This window comes from Rhodococcus spelaei, assembly GCF_006704125.1.
GTDB classification, from domain to species: domain Bacteria; phylum Actinomycetota; class Actinomycetes; order Mycobacteriales; family Mycobacteriaceae; genus Rhodococcus_G; species Rhodococcus_G spelaei.
On sequence record NZ_VIGH01000009.1, the window covers coordinates 180,703 to 195,992 of the forward strand.

Below are 15,290 nucleotides of genomic sequence, written 5' to 3' on the forward strand. Positions count from 1 at the left end.
CCTTCTCCGTGTTGCTGGCGCGACTGAGCGGCCGCGAGGACATCGCGGTCGGTACGCCGATCGCCGGTCGTGGCGAGGCTGCGGTGGACGACGTGGTCGGCATGTTCGTCAACACCCTCGCCCTCCGGCTGCAGGTCGACGGCGCTGCCGGATTCGGCGATCTCGTCGAGCAGGCCCGGACCCGCGACGTTGCGGCGTTCGGTCACGCGGACGTGCCGTTCGAACGGGTTGTCGAGGCAGTCAACCCGACCCGGACGACCGCGCACCACCCGATCTTCCAGGTGGGATTCTCGTTCCAGAACCTGCAGCACGGCGAGTTCGAGCTGGCGGGCCTGCAGGTTGCGCCGGTGGACTGGGACCTCCAGGTCACGCAGTTCGACCTGCACCTGGTCGTCTATCCCACCGCGGAATCGGGTTCCGGCGACGCGCCGATGTCCGCGGTCTTCACCTATGCGGACAGCCTGTTCGACGAGCAGTCGGTCCGCGGCATGGTGGATCGGTTCACGCGGATCCTCGACGAGATCACCACGCACCCGACCCGGCCGGTCGGGGACGTGCAGATCCTCGCCCGGGAGGAGCTGGAGCGGGTTCTGACGCAATGGAACTCGACGGACAGTCCGATCGAGTCGGCGACCCTGGTCGACCTGTTCGACCGGCAGGTGGCGACGACCCCCGACGCGAGTGCGCTGGTGTTCGGCGATCGCACGCTCTCGTACGCCGAATTCGACGCCGAAGCGAATCGCCTGGCCCGGCACCTGATCTCCCTCGGCGTGGGTCCCGCCGCGTTGGTCGGCGTCGGCATCCGGCGTTCGTTCGAGCTGATGGTGGCCGTCTACGCGATCGTCAAGGCCGGTGGCGCGTACGTGCCGCTGGACCCGGACCACCCGGCCGACCGGACGGCCTACGTGCTGGCCGCCGCCGCGCCGGTGTGCGTGCTCAGTACGTCCGGCGAGCAGCTGGCGCTGGAGGCCGGAACCGCTCGGGTCGACATCGACACTCTCGAGTTGTCCGCGTTGTCGGGCGCGCCGATCACCGTGGCCGAACGCGCGCGCCCCCTGCACGACGACGATCTGGCATACGTGATCTACACGTCGGGCTCGACGGGCCGGCCGAAGGGCGTCGGTGTCCCGCACCGGGGCATCGTGAACCGACTGCTGTGGATGCAGGACACGTACCGACTCGGTGCCGAGGATTCGGTGCTGCAGAAGACCCCGGTGACGTTCGACGTGTCGGTGTGGGAACTGTTCTGGCCGTTGCAGACCGGTGCGCGCTTGGTGATTGCCGAGCCGGACGGGCATCGTGACCCGGCGTACCTCGAGCGGATCATCCGGGACGAGCGGATCACAGCGCTGCACTTCGTGCCGTCGATGCTCGAGTTGTTCCTCGGTGATGCAGACATCTCTGCGTGCGAGTCCCTCCGGCACGTGTTCGCGAGCGGGGAGGCGCTGTCGCCGAGTGCGGTGTCCGATTTCCACCGCGGCAGCCGGGCCCGCCTGCACAACCTGTACGGCCCGACCGAAGCATCCGTCGATGTCACGTTCCACGAGACGCGGCGTGGCGAAACGGTGGTTCCGATCGGTGCACCGGTGTGGAACACCCAGACCTACGTGCTCGATGCGCGGCTGCGTCCGCTACCGGTCGGTGTCGCGGGAGAGCTCTATCTCGCGGGTGTCCAATTGGCACGTGGATACGTGGGGCGCCCCGACCTGACGGCGGATCGCTTCGTGGCGGACCCCTATGGCAGCGCGGGCTCGCGGATGTACCGAACCGGTGACCTGGCGAAGTGGAACGCGGACGGCGAGCTGGAGTACCTCGGCCGCACCGACTTCCAGGTGAAGCTGCGAGGACTGCGGATCGAGCTCGGCGAGATCGAGGCCGCACTGATGCGGGACGACTCCGTGAGCCAGGCAGTTGTTCTGTTGCGAGGCACCGGTGGTGGTGAGTACCTCGCCGGCTACGTAGTTCCGTCGCCGGGCACCGCGATCGATCGATCGGCACTGCTGGAGTCCGTGGGGCGTGCGGTACCGCAGTACATGGTTCCTGCTGCGCTCGTCGTGGTCGATGCGATGCCGCTGAGTGCGAACGGCAAGCTGGACCGAAAGGCGCTGCCGGACCCGGAGTTCGAGGCCGCCGAGTACGAAGCGCCGGCAACGGCAACCGAAGTCGTGGTGGCAGCGGTCTTCGCGGAGCTGTTGGATGCGCCGCAGGTGGGACGGGCCGACAGCTTCTTCGACCTCGGCGGCAATTCCCTGCTGGCCACGCGATTGCTTGCGCGGGTGGAATCACAGGTTGGGATGCGGGCCAGCGTGCGGGACCTGTTCGAGGCGCCGACCGTTGCGGCGTTGGCGGCCAGGCTCGACTCCGCCGGTTCCGCGGAGCGACGTGTGGCGTTGGTTGCGGGTCCGCGACCCGAGCGAATTCCACTCTCCCCGGCGCAGTCCCGGATGTGGTTCATCAACCAATTCGACACCGCCTCACCGGCCTACAACATTCCGGTTGCGGTCCGGTTGTCGGGCGAACTCGACGCCGTGGCCCTGCGGGCGGCTGTCGGTGACGTCCTCGGACGGCACGAGTCGCTGCGAACGGTGTTCCCCAACTCTGCGGACGGCCCGTCGCAGGTGGTCGTCGGCATCGACGACGCCCGGGTGGACCTTGACGAGGTGGAGGTGGCGTCGGACGGACTGATGGCGGCGTTCACCGCCTTCGCGCTGCGGGGTTTCGACGTGTCGACGCAGATCCCGTTGCGGGCAAGCCTGTTCCGCGCTTCCGAGCACGATCATGTCTTCGCGTTCGTCGTCCACCACATCTCGTCGGACGGATTCTCGGCGGGGCCGCTGGCACGGGACCTGATGGTGGCGTACTTGGCCCGGACCGAGGGCCATGCGCCCGCGTGGGCTCCGCTGCCGGTGCAGTACGCGGACTACGCGCTGTGGCAACGGGAGGTCCTCGGGTCGGAGGACGACCCGGACTCGCTGGCCTCGGTGCAGCTCGGCTACTGGGTCGAGCAGCTGTCCGGTGCGCCGGCGCTGCTGGAACTGCCCACGGACCGGCCGCGCCCGCAAGTCGCGTCGGTGCGTGGTGCGCGAACCGACTTCACCCTCGACGCGGACCTGGTGGAGAAGCTGACCGGTCTGGCGCGGGAGCGTCAGGCCACGTTGTTCATGGTTCTGCACGCTGCGCTCGCGGTGCAGCTGGCCCGGCTGAGCGGGTCCACCGACATCACCGTCGGCAGCCCGATCGCCGGTCGCGGCGAGGCAGCACTCGACGACATCGTCGGCATGTTCGTCAACACCCTGGTGCTGCGCACCGAGGTGGACCCGACGCAGACCTTCGCCGAGTTCTTGGCGCAGACCCGCGCGGTGGACCTGGCAGCGTTCGGCAACGCCGACGTGCCGTTCGAGCGGGTGGTCGAGGTGGTGAATCCGCCTCGGTCGCAGGCACATTCACCGCTGGCGCAGGTGGCCCTCTCACTGCAGAATCAGGGGTTGGCGACCTTCGAGCTGCCCGGCATCGAGGTCTCCGTACTGGAAGCGGACGCCGCCGTCGCGAAGATGGACCTCGAGCTGACGTTCCGGGACAGCGAGGACGGTCTCGCCGGTTCGCTCGTGTACGCGGCGGACCTGTTCGACGAGTTCACCGCCCACGAGTTCACCGAGCGGCTCGTCCGCCTGTTGGAAGCCCTGGTGGACAACCCCGCGGTGGTGGTCGGCGAGCTCGACCTCCTCGACGACGCGGAGCGGGCCACGATCGGTGCCCGCGCGAGCGCGACGCCGTTGCCTGCGCTGCTGCTGCCCGAGATTCTCGGCGCGGGCGCCGCGCTGGACCCGAACGCGGTGGCATTGACCGCGGAGGGTGTCGAGATGTCGTACGCCGAGCTCGATGCGGCGTCGAACCGGCTTGCGCGGCTTCTCATCTCGCGGGGTGCGGGTCCGGAGTCCTTCGTGGCGTTGGCGTTCCCGCGGTCGGTCGAGTCGGTGGTCGCGATGTGGGCGGTCGCGAAGGCGGGTGCGGCGTTCGTGCCGGTGGACCCGGCGTTGCCGGCTGCTCGGATCGAGCACATCCTCACCGATTCCGGTGCGGCACTGGGCTTGACGGTGGCGCGGGTGCGGGATCTGCTGCCGGGTACGAGTGAGTGGATCGAGCTCGACGGCGAACTGGCGCCGGGCCTGTCGGATGCGCCGGTCACCGACCGGGACCGGACCGCGGCACTGTCCGCGACCAACGTCGCCTACATGATCTACACGTCGGGTTCCACGGGCATGCCGAAGGGCGTGGTGGTCACCCACACCGGGCTGGCCGCGTTCACCGTGGACTCGCACCGGGAACTCGGCGTCACCGCGCAGTCACGGGTGCTGCGACTGGCGTCGGCGAGCTTCGACGCGTCGATGTTCGAGATGCTGACCTCCTTCAGCGCCGGCGCCACGATGGTGGTCGCGCCGCCCGAGGTCGTCGGCGGCGACGAGCTCGCCGGCCTGGTCCGCGACGAGCGGGTGAGCCACCTGATGAGCGCACCCGCAGCGATGGGGACCATGCGCGGCGAGAACCTGCCCGACCTCCGGATGATCGGTGTGGGCGGCGACGTCTGCCCGCCGGAACTGGTGGCCAGGCTCGCGCCAGGCCGACTGTTCTTCAACGGTTACGGCCCCACCGAGACCACCATCGTCGTCACCCGGACCGGATCGCTGGCCGCCGGTGACCCGATCACCATCGGCGCACCGATCGCCGGTGTCGGCGCGGTGGTCCTCGACACGCGCCTGCGGCCGGTGCCGCTCGGTGTCGTGGGTGAGCTGTACCTGTCGGGCGCCGGACTGGCCCGCGGGTACCACGACCGTGCGGCGTTGACCGCGAGCAAGTTCGTCGCCAACCCGTTCGGTGAGGCGGGGGAGCGGATGTACGCCACCGGCGACCTGGTGCGCTGGACCGGCGAGGGTGAGTTCGACTTCGTCGGACGCGCCGACTCGCAGGTGAAGCTGCGTGGTCTGCGGATCGAGCTCGGCGAGATCGAGTCCGCACTCCTCGCCTGCGCCGGAGTGTCGCAGTCCGTGGTGACGGTGCACGAGAGCGCGCACACCGGACAGCGCCTGCTCGGGTACGTCGTCGGTGACCTGGATGTCGCGCTCGACCCGCAGGAACTGCGCAGTGAGCTGTCGGCGTCGCTGCCGGTGTACATGGTGCCCGCGCAGATCGTCGTGCTCGACGCGCTGCCGATGATGGTCAACGGCAAGCTCGACCGCAAGGCACTGCCGGTGCCGGAGTTCGAGGCGGTCGCGTTCCGGGCACCCTCGACCCCGATCGAGGAGATCGTGGCCGGGGTGTTCGCCGACGTGCTCGGCGTCGAACGCGTCGGTGCGGACGACGACTTCTTCGCGCTCGGCGGCAACTCGCTGATCGCCACCCAGGTGATCTCCCGCCTCGGCGCCGCGCTGGACTCCCAGGTGCCGGTGCGGGTGCTGTTCGAGGCGTCGACCGTCAGTGGTCTCGCCGTCGCCGTGGAACGTCACGTGGGCGAGGGCGGGCGCGTGGCCCTGGTCGCCGGTCCGCGACCGGAGCGCATCCCGCTCTCGCTGGCGCAGTCCCGCATGTGGTTCATCAACCAGTTCGACACGGCGTCACCGGCATACAACATTCCGCTGGCGATCCGACTGACCGGAGACCTCGACGTCGCGGCGTTGCGCGCGGCGGTCGGCGACGTGCTCGACCGGCACGAGTCGCTGCGCACCGTGTTCCCCAACTCGGCGGACGGCCCGTCGCAGGTGGTCGTCGGTGTCGGCGAGATCGACTCGGACCTCCAGGAGGTCGAGGTGGCCGAGGACGCACTGGCCGCCGCGCTGGTCGAGTACGTCGGCCGCGGATTCGACGTCTCCACCGAGATCCCGCTGCGCGCCAGCCTGTTCCGGACGGGCGCGCGCGAGCACGTCCTCGCCGTCGTCGTGCACCACATCTCCGCGGACGGCTTCTCCGTCGGACCGCTGGCACGCGATGTGATGGTGGCGTACCTGGCGCGGACCGGTGGCGAGGCGCCGGCGTGGGCGCCGCTGCCGGTGCAGTACGCGGACTTCGCGCTCTGGCAGCGGGAGGTGCTCGGGTCGGAGGACGATCCGGAGTCGTTGGCGTCGGTGCAGCTCGGGTACTGGGCCGAGCAATTGGCGGGGGCTCCGGCGTTGCTGGAGTTGCCGACGGACCGTCCGCGGCCGCCGGTGGCGTCGATGCGCGGCGCCCGCACCGAATTCGTCGTCGACGCCGAACTCGCGGGACGACTGCGGGAGCTGGCGCTGACGACGCAGTCCACCCTCTTCATGGTGCTGCACGCCGCACTGGCCGCGACCCTGTCGCGCCTGAGCGGCTCCACGGACATCACCGTCGGCAGCCCGATCGCCGGTCGCGGTGAGGCCGAGCTCGACGACCTGGTCGGTATGTTCGTCAACACGCTGTCCCTGCGCACCGAGGTGGATCCCGACCGGGGCTTCGTGGAGTTGCTCGCGTCGGCCCGCGCGGTGGACCTGGCTGCATTCGGCAATGCCGACGTGCCGTTCGAGCGGGTGGTCGAGGTGGTGAATCCGCCTCGGTCGCAGGCGCATTCGCCGCTGTTCCAGGTGGCCCTGTCACTGCAGAACCTGGGAACCGCGTCGTTCGAGCTGCCGGGCATCGAGGTGTCGGCTCTCGACGCGGACCTCGTCGTCGCGAAGCTCGATCTCGAGTTCACCTTCCGCGATTCCGTCGACGGGATCATGGGCGCACTGACGTACGCGGCGGACCTGTTCGACGAGTCGAGCGCGCACGGCATCACCGAACGTCTCGTCCGACTGCTCGACGCCGTCGCGACCGCCCCGACCGTCCCGGTCGGCGAACTCGACCTGCTCGACGGCGCGGAGCGGACGACGATCGTCGAAAGGGCGCTCGTGTCGGCAGTGCCGGTGCGGCTGCTGCCGGACATGCTGACCACCGGTGCGGCCAAGAATCCGAACGCGGTCGCGTTGACCGCGCAGGGTGTCGAGATGTCGTACGCCGAGCTCGATGCGGCGTCGAACCGGCTTGCGCGGCTTCTCATCTCGCATGGCGCCGGTCCGGAGTCCTTCGTGGCGTTGGCGTTCCCGCGGTCGGTCGAGTCGGTGGTCGCGATGTGGGCGGTCGCGAAGACGGGTGCGGCGTTCGTGCCGGTGGACCCGGCGTTGCCGGCTGCTCGGATCGAGCACATCCTCACCGATTCCGGTGCGGCACTGGGCTTGACGGTGGCGCGGGTGCGCGATCTGCTGCCGGGGACGAGTGAGTGGATCGAGCTCGACGGCGCCGTCGCCACGGGACTGTCGGACACGGACGAGGCCCTCTCCGATGCCCCGGTCACCGACCGGGACCGGACCGCGGCGCTGTCCCCGGGCAATGCGGCGTACATGATCTACACGTCTGGTTCGACGGGCATGCCGAAGGGCGTGCTGGTCACCCACACCGGACTGGTCGCCTTCAGCGCGGACGCCCACCAGGAGATGGACATCACCGCCTCGGCGCGGGTGCTGCGGATGTCCTCCGCCAGCTTCGACGCGTCACTGTTCGAGATGCTGACCTCCTTCAGCGCGGGCGCCACGATGGTGGTCGCGCCGCCCGAGGTCGTCGGCGGCGACGAGTTGGCGGCACTGCTGCGGGAGGAGCGGGTGAGCCATCTGATGAGCGCACCCGCGGCGCTCGGCGCCCTGCGCGGCGAGGACCTGCCCGACCTCCGGATGATCGGTGTGGGCGGCGACGTCTGCCCGCCGGAACTGGTGGCGCGGCTGGCACCCGGCCGACTGTTCTTCAACGGCTACGGCCCCACCGAGACCACGATCGTCGTCACCTTGACGAGCGCGCTGGCCGCCGGTGGCCGGATCACCATCGGCTCGCCCCTTCCGGGCGTGGGCGCGGTGGTCCTCGATACGCGGCTGCGGCCGGTGCCGCTCGGTGTCGTGGGTGAGCTGTACGTGTCGGGCGCCGGACTGGCTCGCGGGTACCACGACCGTGCGGCGTTGACCGCGAGCAAGTTCGTCGCCAACCCGTTCGGTGAGGCGGGCGACCGGATGTACGCGACCGGCGACCTGGTGCGCTGGACGGGCGAGGGTGAGTTCGACTTCGTCGGACGCGCCGACTCGCAGGTGAAGCTGCGTGGTCTGCGGATCGAGCTCGGTGAGATCGAGGCTGCGCTGATCGGCTGCAACGGGGTGTCGCAGGCCGTGGTGACGGTGCACCGGGACCCGCACACCGGGGAACGGCTGCTGGGCTACGTGGTCGGTGACCCGCAGTCCGCACCCGACCCGCAGGAGCTGCGCAGCGAGCTGACCGGCGGGTTGCCGGCGTACATGGTGCCCGCGCAGATCGTCGTGCTCGACGCACTGCCGTTGACCGTGAACGGGAAGCTGGACGTGAAGGCACTGCCCGTGCCCGCATTCGAGGCACGGGCCTACCGGGCACCGTCGACGCCGATCGAGGAGATCGTGGCCGGGGTGTTCGCCGAGGTGCTCGGCGTCGAACGGGTCGGTGTCGACGACGACTTCTTCGAGCTCGGCGGCAACTCGCTGATCGCCACCCAGGTGATCTCCCGCCTCGGCGCGGCGCTGGACGCGCAGGTGCCGGTGCGGGTGCTGTTCGAGGCGTCGACCGTCGGTGGTCTCGCCGTCGCCGTGGAACGTCACGTGGGTGAGGGCGGGCGACCCGCCCTGGTGGCAGGTCCGCGGCCGGAGCGGATTCCGCTCTCGCACGCGCAGCAGCGGATGTGGTTCTTCAACCAGTTCGACACCGGTTCCGCCGCATTCAACATCCCGTTCGTGGTGCGCCTGACCGGCTCGCTGGACACCGATGCGCTGCGCGCGGCGGTGGCCGACGTGGTGCAGCGTCACGAGGCTCTGCGCACGGTGTTCCCGGACTCGGTGGACGGACCGCAGCAGGTGATCCTGCCCGCAGCGGATGTCGTGCCGGCGCTCGAGCCGGAACGGGTCGACGAGGACACGATGTGGGCGCGGGTGCTCGGGATCGTGGGCGGCGGATTCGACGTCGCCGAGGCGGTCCCGTTGCGGGCGGGCCTGTTCCAGCTCGGCGACGACGAGTACGTGCTCGCGCTCGTCCTGCACCACATCTCCGCGGACGGTGGCTCGATGGCCCCGATGTCCCGAGACATCCTGGTCGCATACGAGGCGCGGCGGACGGGACTCGAGCCCGGATGGGCGCCGCTGGCCGTGCAGTATGCGGACTACGCACTGTGGCAGCGAACGCTGCTCGGCGACCCGGACGACCCGGAAAGCCTGTCCGCCAAGCAACTCGGCTACTGGAAGCAGGCCCTCGCCGGGGTTCCCGAACTGTTGGAGCTCCCGACCGACCGGCCGCGACCGGCAGTCGCGACGAACCGGGGCGCGAATGTGAACTTCACCCTGCCCGCGGATCTCGCCGACCGCGTCGATCAACTAGCGCGGGACCACAACTCGACATTCTTCATGGTGGCGCACACCGCGCTGGCGGTCCTGCTGTCCCGGCTCGCCGGCACCGACGACATCGTGATCGGGGTACAGGTCGCCGGCCGCGGTGAGGAGGCGCTCGACGACCTGATCGGCATGTTCGGCAACACCCTGGTGATGCGCAACAGCGTCGAGCCCGCGGCCGAGTTCGCCGATCTGCTGTCCCGGGTGCGGGCAACAGACCTCGAGGGTTTCGCGCACTCCGACACCCAGATCGAGCAGTTGATCGACGCGCTGAACCCGACCAGGTCGACGGCCTACTCGGCACTGTTCCAGGTGCTGCTGGTGGTGCAGAACTTCGCCCGGTCGGAACTGGCGCTGCCCGGACTGACCGTCGCACCGGTCGAACCGGAGGGCGCCGGCGCGAAGCTGGACCTGCAGTTGACGCTGTCGGAGGAGTACGGACAGGACCTGCGCCGCGCCGGGATCCACGGGACGTTCACCTACGCCACCGACCTCTTCGACGAGGCAACCGTCGTCGGCTTCGCGGACAAGTTCACCGCGATCCTCGAGGCCGTCACCGGCAATGCCCGGCTCGCTGTCGGTGCCATCGAATTGCGCAGCGACGCCGAACGATCCGCGGTGGTCGCATGGAACGACACCGACGTCGTGGTGCCGGGGACGACCCTGGTCGATGCCTTCGACGCCCAGGTCGCGCGGACCCCGGACGCCACCGCGCTGGTCTTCGACGACATGGTGCTGACCTACCGGGAGTTCGACCGCAGGGTGAACCGACTGGCCCGCTACCTCGTCTCGATCGGGGTTGGACCCGAGAGCCTCGTCGGAATCGGGATGTACCGCTCGGTGGACCTGCTGGTGGCCGTCTACGCCGTCCTCAAGGCCGGTGGCGGTTACCTGCCGCTCGACCCGGAACATCCGGACGAGCGCACCGAGTACGTCGTGTCGACCGCCGAACCCGTTGTGGTGCTGTCGCGTTCGGGGGATGCGCTCGACCTGCCGGCGTCGGTCACCGCGGTGGAGGTGGACGGGCTCGACCTGTCCGGCTTCGCCGACACGACGCTGACGGACGCCGACCGGGTGCGGCCTCTGCGGCCGGCGAACGTCGCGTACTCCATCTTCACGTCGGGGTCCACCGGACGGCCGAAGGGTGTGACTGTCGCGCACGGCTCGGTGGTCAACCAGATCGCGTGGATGCAGGGCCAGTACCCGCTGGGCCCTGCCGACACCGTGCTGCAGAAGGCGCCGATCACCTTCGACGTGTCGGTGTGGGAGTTGTTCCTGCCCTTGCAGGTCGGCGCGCGCATGGTCGTCGCGAAGCCGGGCGGCCACCGAGATCCCGAGTACCTGGTGGCAGTCTCGGACAAGTGGTCGGTGACGATCCTGGAGTTCGTGCCGTCCATGCTCGACGTCTTCCTCGCGGATCCGCAGCTGCAGCTGCCGTCGTCGCTGCGGTACGTCCTCGCCGGCGGTGAGGAACTCCCGGCGGACCTGGCGCGGCGTTTCGCGGCCCGGTCCACCGCAGTCCTCGACAACACCTACGGCCCCACCGAGGTCACCGTCACGTCGACCGCACACCGGATCGGACCGGACGTGGACGGGGTGGTGCCGATCGGTGGCGGCGTCTGGAACACCCGGGCGCACGTGCTCGACGCGCGCCTGAACGAGATGCCGGTGGGTGTGCCGGGCGAGCTCTACCTGGCGGGCCTGCAGCTGGCCCGCGGGTACCACGATCGCCCGGACCTGACCGCGGAGCGGTTCGTCGCGGATCCGTTCGGCGGTCCCGGCGAGCGGTTGTACCGCACCGGCGACCTGGTCCGCTGGAACTCGAACGGCGAGCTGGAGTTCTTGGGCCGCACCGACTTCCAGGTGAAGCTGCGCGGTCTGCGCATCGAACTCGGCGAGATCGAGACCGCCTTGGCGGCCGACGCGGCGGTCCGGGCGGCCGTGGTGCTCGTGCATACGGGATCCGCCGGGCAGCAGCTGATCGGCTACGTCGTCCCCGAGGGTGACGTCGAGATCGACACCGCCGAGCTTCGCCGGGGGATGTCGTCGACTCTGCCTGCGTACATGGTTCCGGAGACGATCATGGTGCTCGACGAGTTCCCGCTCAGCGCGAACGGAAAGCTGGAGCGTCGGGCCTTGCCGGTGCCGGAGGTGGCGGCGCGCGAGTACCGGGCTCCGGTCACCGACGTGGAACAGACGATCGCAGCGGTGTTCGCGGACATGCTCGGCGTGGAGCGAGTCGGGTTGGACGACAACTTCTTCGAGCTCGGCGGTAACTCACTGATCGGGATGCGGGTGGTCGGGCGGCTGCGGGTCGAACTCGATGCTGTCGTGCAGCTTCCGTGGCTGTTCTCCGACCCCACGCCCGAGGCGCTGGCCCGACAGGTCGAACACGGCGCCGACGACGTCACCGAGCATGCCTTCGACATGCTGTTGCCGATCCGCGAGCGCGGGAGGCTTGCGCCGGTGTTCTGCGTGCACCCGATCATCGGGTTGGCATGGTGCTACACGGGATTGACGCAGTACGTCGACCCGGCGAGGCCGATCTACGGACTGCAGACGCCGGCGGCGCAGGGCGACGGTGAGCTGCCCGGTTCGATCGAGGATGTCGCGGAGCTCTACCTCCGCGAGATCCGTAGGGTGCAGCCGTCCGGCCCGTACCACCTCCTCGGGTGGTCGCTCGGCGGCACGATCAGCCATGCGATCGCGGTGCAGCTGCAGGAGCAGGGCGAAGAGGTGGAACTACTGGCGATGCTCGACAGCTTCACCGCGGAGACCCTGCCGACCACGCCGAACGGCGAGGTCACCATGGCCGAGGTCCTCAGCGGCATGGGCATGGACGGAGTCGGCGACCAGCTGGTCTCGGACGTCACAGAGGCGCAGGCCGTGGCCGTGTTCAGCCAGCTCACCGGGCAGGGCGCGGAGCAGGCCGCCGATGTCGTCGGTCGCCTGCTCGCGGCCGCCGAGCACAATTCGGGCCTCACCGCGATGTACCGGCCCGGGGTGTTCGACGGCGATGTGCTGTTCTTCACCGCGGTCGGGGACGACCCGAGCGGAGAGCGCGCGGCGACGGGTTGGCAGCGGCACGTCAGCGGCACGGTTCACAACCACGGCGTGGCGGACACGCACTGGGGAATGACCTCGCCGTCCGCGCTGGCCGTGGTCGGTCCAGTCGTGCGTGAACACCTGTCCGCGCCGAGCGTGCAGTGAGCGAGCGCCGGTTCCGTCACCGAGGACTGCGTCCCTCGGTGACGGGGCCGGCGGGTCAGTCGGGGCGGTTGACCGTCCACAGTTCGGAGATGCCGACCCCGACCTCGCCGAGCAGGCGGCGGACCAGAGGCAGGCCGATGCCGATGACGCTGGACGGGTCGCCCTCGATCCGATCGATGAACCACCCACCGAGCCCGTCGAGGGTGAATGCGCCCGCGACCTGCATCGGTTCGCCGGAGTCGAGGTAGGCCTCGAGATCGTCGCCGGAGGGCGTGCCGAAGTGGACGACGGTCGCGCTGTCCGCCGCGGTCTCGCCGGTGACGCTGCCGTCGCGCACCCGGAGCACGCAGTGCCCGGTCAGCAGGGTGCCGCTACGGCCGGCCATCGAGCGCCAGCGGGCTCGGGCGACATCCGCGGTGTGCGGTTTGCCCTGGAGTTCGCCGTCGATCAGCAGCATCGAGTCGCAGCCGATGACCACGGCGTCGGCAAGGACCTCGGCGGGCAGGTCCGGTAGGACCGCCGACGCCTTGGCCCGGGCCAGCTCCGTCACGACGTGCGCAGGAGTGGCCCGGGGTCCGAGCGAGTCTTGGATCGCGTCCTCGTCGACGCCCGAGACGTGTACGTGCGGCTCGATCCCCGCCTTGCGCAACACGGTGCGTCGCGCAGGCGAGGCCGAGGCGAGGACGAGCCGGGTCACGCCCGGTTCTGGAACGAGTACGGGGAGAACGGTGCGCGCGCCCGGTGCATCTTCACCGGGTCGCCCCAGTGCTCGGCCGGCGTGGTGTCGACCGGAGCCTCACCCGAGGAGGAGGCGGCGGCGAACACGGCGACCAGGGCCGCCACCTCGACGTCGGTCGGCGAGCCCTTGACCACCTTGATGACCGGCAATTGCGCACCTTCGGTTGAAGCCGCCGCGGCAGCGTCGACGGTCGCGGCGGCTTCGGAGAGCACCTCGACGTCCTCGAGTGTCGTGTCGCGAGTCGTAGCCGTCACAGCGGAATGTTCCCATGCTTCTTGGGGGGAAGGGTAACCATCTTGCGCTCGAGCAGGCGCAGGGCGGCCACGATCTGTCCGCGGGTGTGGCTCGGCGGGATGACCGCGTCGACGTAACCGCGCTCGGCGGCGACGTACGGGTTGACGAGGGTGTCCTCGTACTCGTTCTGCAGCTCGAGGCGCAGCGCGTCGACGTCGGCGCCGGAAGCGGCGGCATCCTTGAGCTGCTTGCGGTAGACGAACCCGACGGCACCCGAGGCGCCCATGACGGCGATCTGGGCGGTCGGCCAGGCCAGGTTGACGTCGGCGCCCATGTGCTTGGAGCCCATCACGTCGTACGCTCCGCCGTAGGCCTTGCGGGTGATGACGGTGATCTTGCCGACGGTGGCCTCGCCGTACGCGTAGAGCAGCTTGGCGCCGCGCCGGATGATGCCGTTGTACTCCTGCTCGGTGCCGGGCAGGAAGCCCGGCACGTCGACCAGGGTGATGATCGGGACGTTGAACGCGTCGCAGGTCCGCACGAAGCGGGCGGCCTTCTCGGAGGCGTCGATGTCGAGGCAGCCGGCGAACTGCATCGGCTGGTTGGCGACGATGCCGACGCTGCGGCCGTCCACGCGGCCGAAGCCGACGATGATGTTCGCGGCGCGCTCGGCCTGGACCTCGAGGAACTCGTCGTCGTCGAGCAGGCGACGGATCACCTCGTGCATGTCGTACGGCTGGTTCGCCGAGTCCGGGATCAGGGTGTCGAGTTCGAGGTCCTCGGCGGTGAGCGAGTCCTCGATCGAACCGACGATCGGGTCGGACGGCGCCAGGCGCGGTGCGGCGGCCTGGTTGTTCGACGGCAGGTACGAGAGCAGGTCCTTGACGTAGTCGAGGGCGTCCTGCTCGCCGGAGGCGACGTAGTGCGCGACACCGGACTTGACCATGTGGGTGTGGGCGCCGCCCAGGTCCTCCATGGTGACGTCCTCGCCGGTGACGGTCTTGATGACGTCGGGGCCGGTGACGAACATCTGCGAGGTCTGGTCGACCATCACGACGAAGTCGGTCAGCGCGGGGGAGTAGACGTGGCCGCCGGCGGCCGGGCCCATGATCAGCGAGATCTGCGGGATCACGCCGGACGCCTGGACGTTGCGGTGGAAGATCTCGCCGTACAGGCCGAGCGAGACCACACCCTCCTGGATGCGGGCGCCGGCGCCCTCGTTGATGCCGACGAGCGGACGGCCCGTCTTGAGGGCGAGGTCCATGACCTTGACGATCTTCTCGCCGTAGATCTCGCCGAGGCTGCCGCCGAAGACGGTGGCGTCCTGGGAGAACACGCAGACGTCGCGGCCGTCGATGGTGCCGTAGCCGGTGACGACGCCGTCGCCCGCGGGACGGTTCTCGGCGAGACCGAAGTTGACGCTGCGGTGGCGGGCGAGTGCGTCGAGCTCGACGAAGGAGCCCTCGTCGAGCAGTGCGGTGATCCGCTCGCGGGCGGTCAGCTTGCCCTTCGCGTGCACCTTCTCCACTGCGGCTTCGCCGCTCGGGAACTTGGCTTCGTCCTGACGTCTCTGCAGGTCAGCAAGCTTTCCTGCGGTCGTGTGGATATCAGGGGTGTGCGTCGCCTCTTGCGCAGTGGGCTCCTGGACACTCGTCATGGGGACAGAGCTT

The 15,290-nt window shown here is 69.7% G+C and carries 4 protein-coding genes (1 of these 4 running past the window's edge); 1 reads left to right on the forward strand and 3 read right to left on the reverse strand.

The window, feature by feature from the left end; all coding sequences use genetic code 11:
• A protein-coding gene (locus FK531_RS19340; protein WP_142102266.1) for a non-ribosomal peptide synthase/polyketide synthase crosses the window boundary here: on the forward strand, window positions 1–12,647 show its 3' portion. 14,902 nt of this gene lie to the left of the window's left edge; the window shows 12,647 of its 27,549 coding nt (coding positions 14,903–27,549); the start codon falls outside the window, past its left edge; its stop codon occupies window positions 12,645–12,647.
• A gap of 55 nt (window positions 12,648–12,702) precedes the next feature.
• Here FK531_RS19340 and FK531_RS19345 read toward each other — a convergent pair whose 3' ends face one another.
• Genes FK531_RS19345 through FK531_RS19355 form a run of 3 tightly spaced genes read right to left on the reverse strand, consistent with a single transcriptional unit; the run spans window position 12,703 to window position 15,277 of the window.
• A complete protein-coding gene (locus FK531_RS19345) occupies window positions 12,703–13,344 on the reverse strand; it encodes a Maf family protein (RefSeq protein WP_142102268.1) in 642 nt (213 codons plus the stop codon).
• Window positions 13,341–13,640, reverse strand: a complete 300-nt coding sequence (locus FK531_RS19350; protein ID WP_142102270.1) for an acyl-CoA carboxylase subunit epsilon — start codon at window positions 13,638–13,640, stop codon at window positions 13,341–13,343. The genes FK531_RS19345 and FK531_RS19350 overlap by 4 nt, the downstream gene beginning before the upstream one ends.
• On the reverse strand, window positions 13,637–15,277 hold the full coding sequence (locus tag FK531_RS19355) for an acyl-CoA carboxylase subunit beta (RefSeq protein WP_142102272.1): 1,641 nt from the start codon (window positions 15,275–15,277) through the stop codon (window positions 13,637–13,639). The genes FK531_RS19350 and FK531_RS19355 overlap by 4 nt, the downstream gene beginning before the upstream one ends.
• Window positions 15,278–15,290 lie beyond the last annotated feature (13 nt).

Coding starts and splice junctions, on each gene's coding strand:
- FK531_RS19355 (WP_142102272.1), bottom strand. CDS start 15,277: ATGACGAGTGTCCAGGAGCCCACTGCGCAAGAGGCGACGCACACCCCT.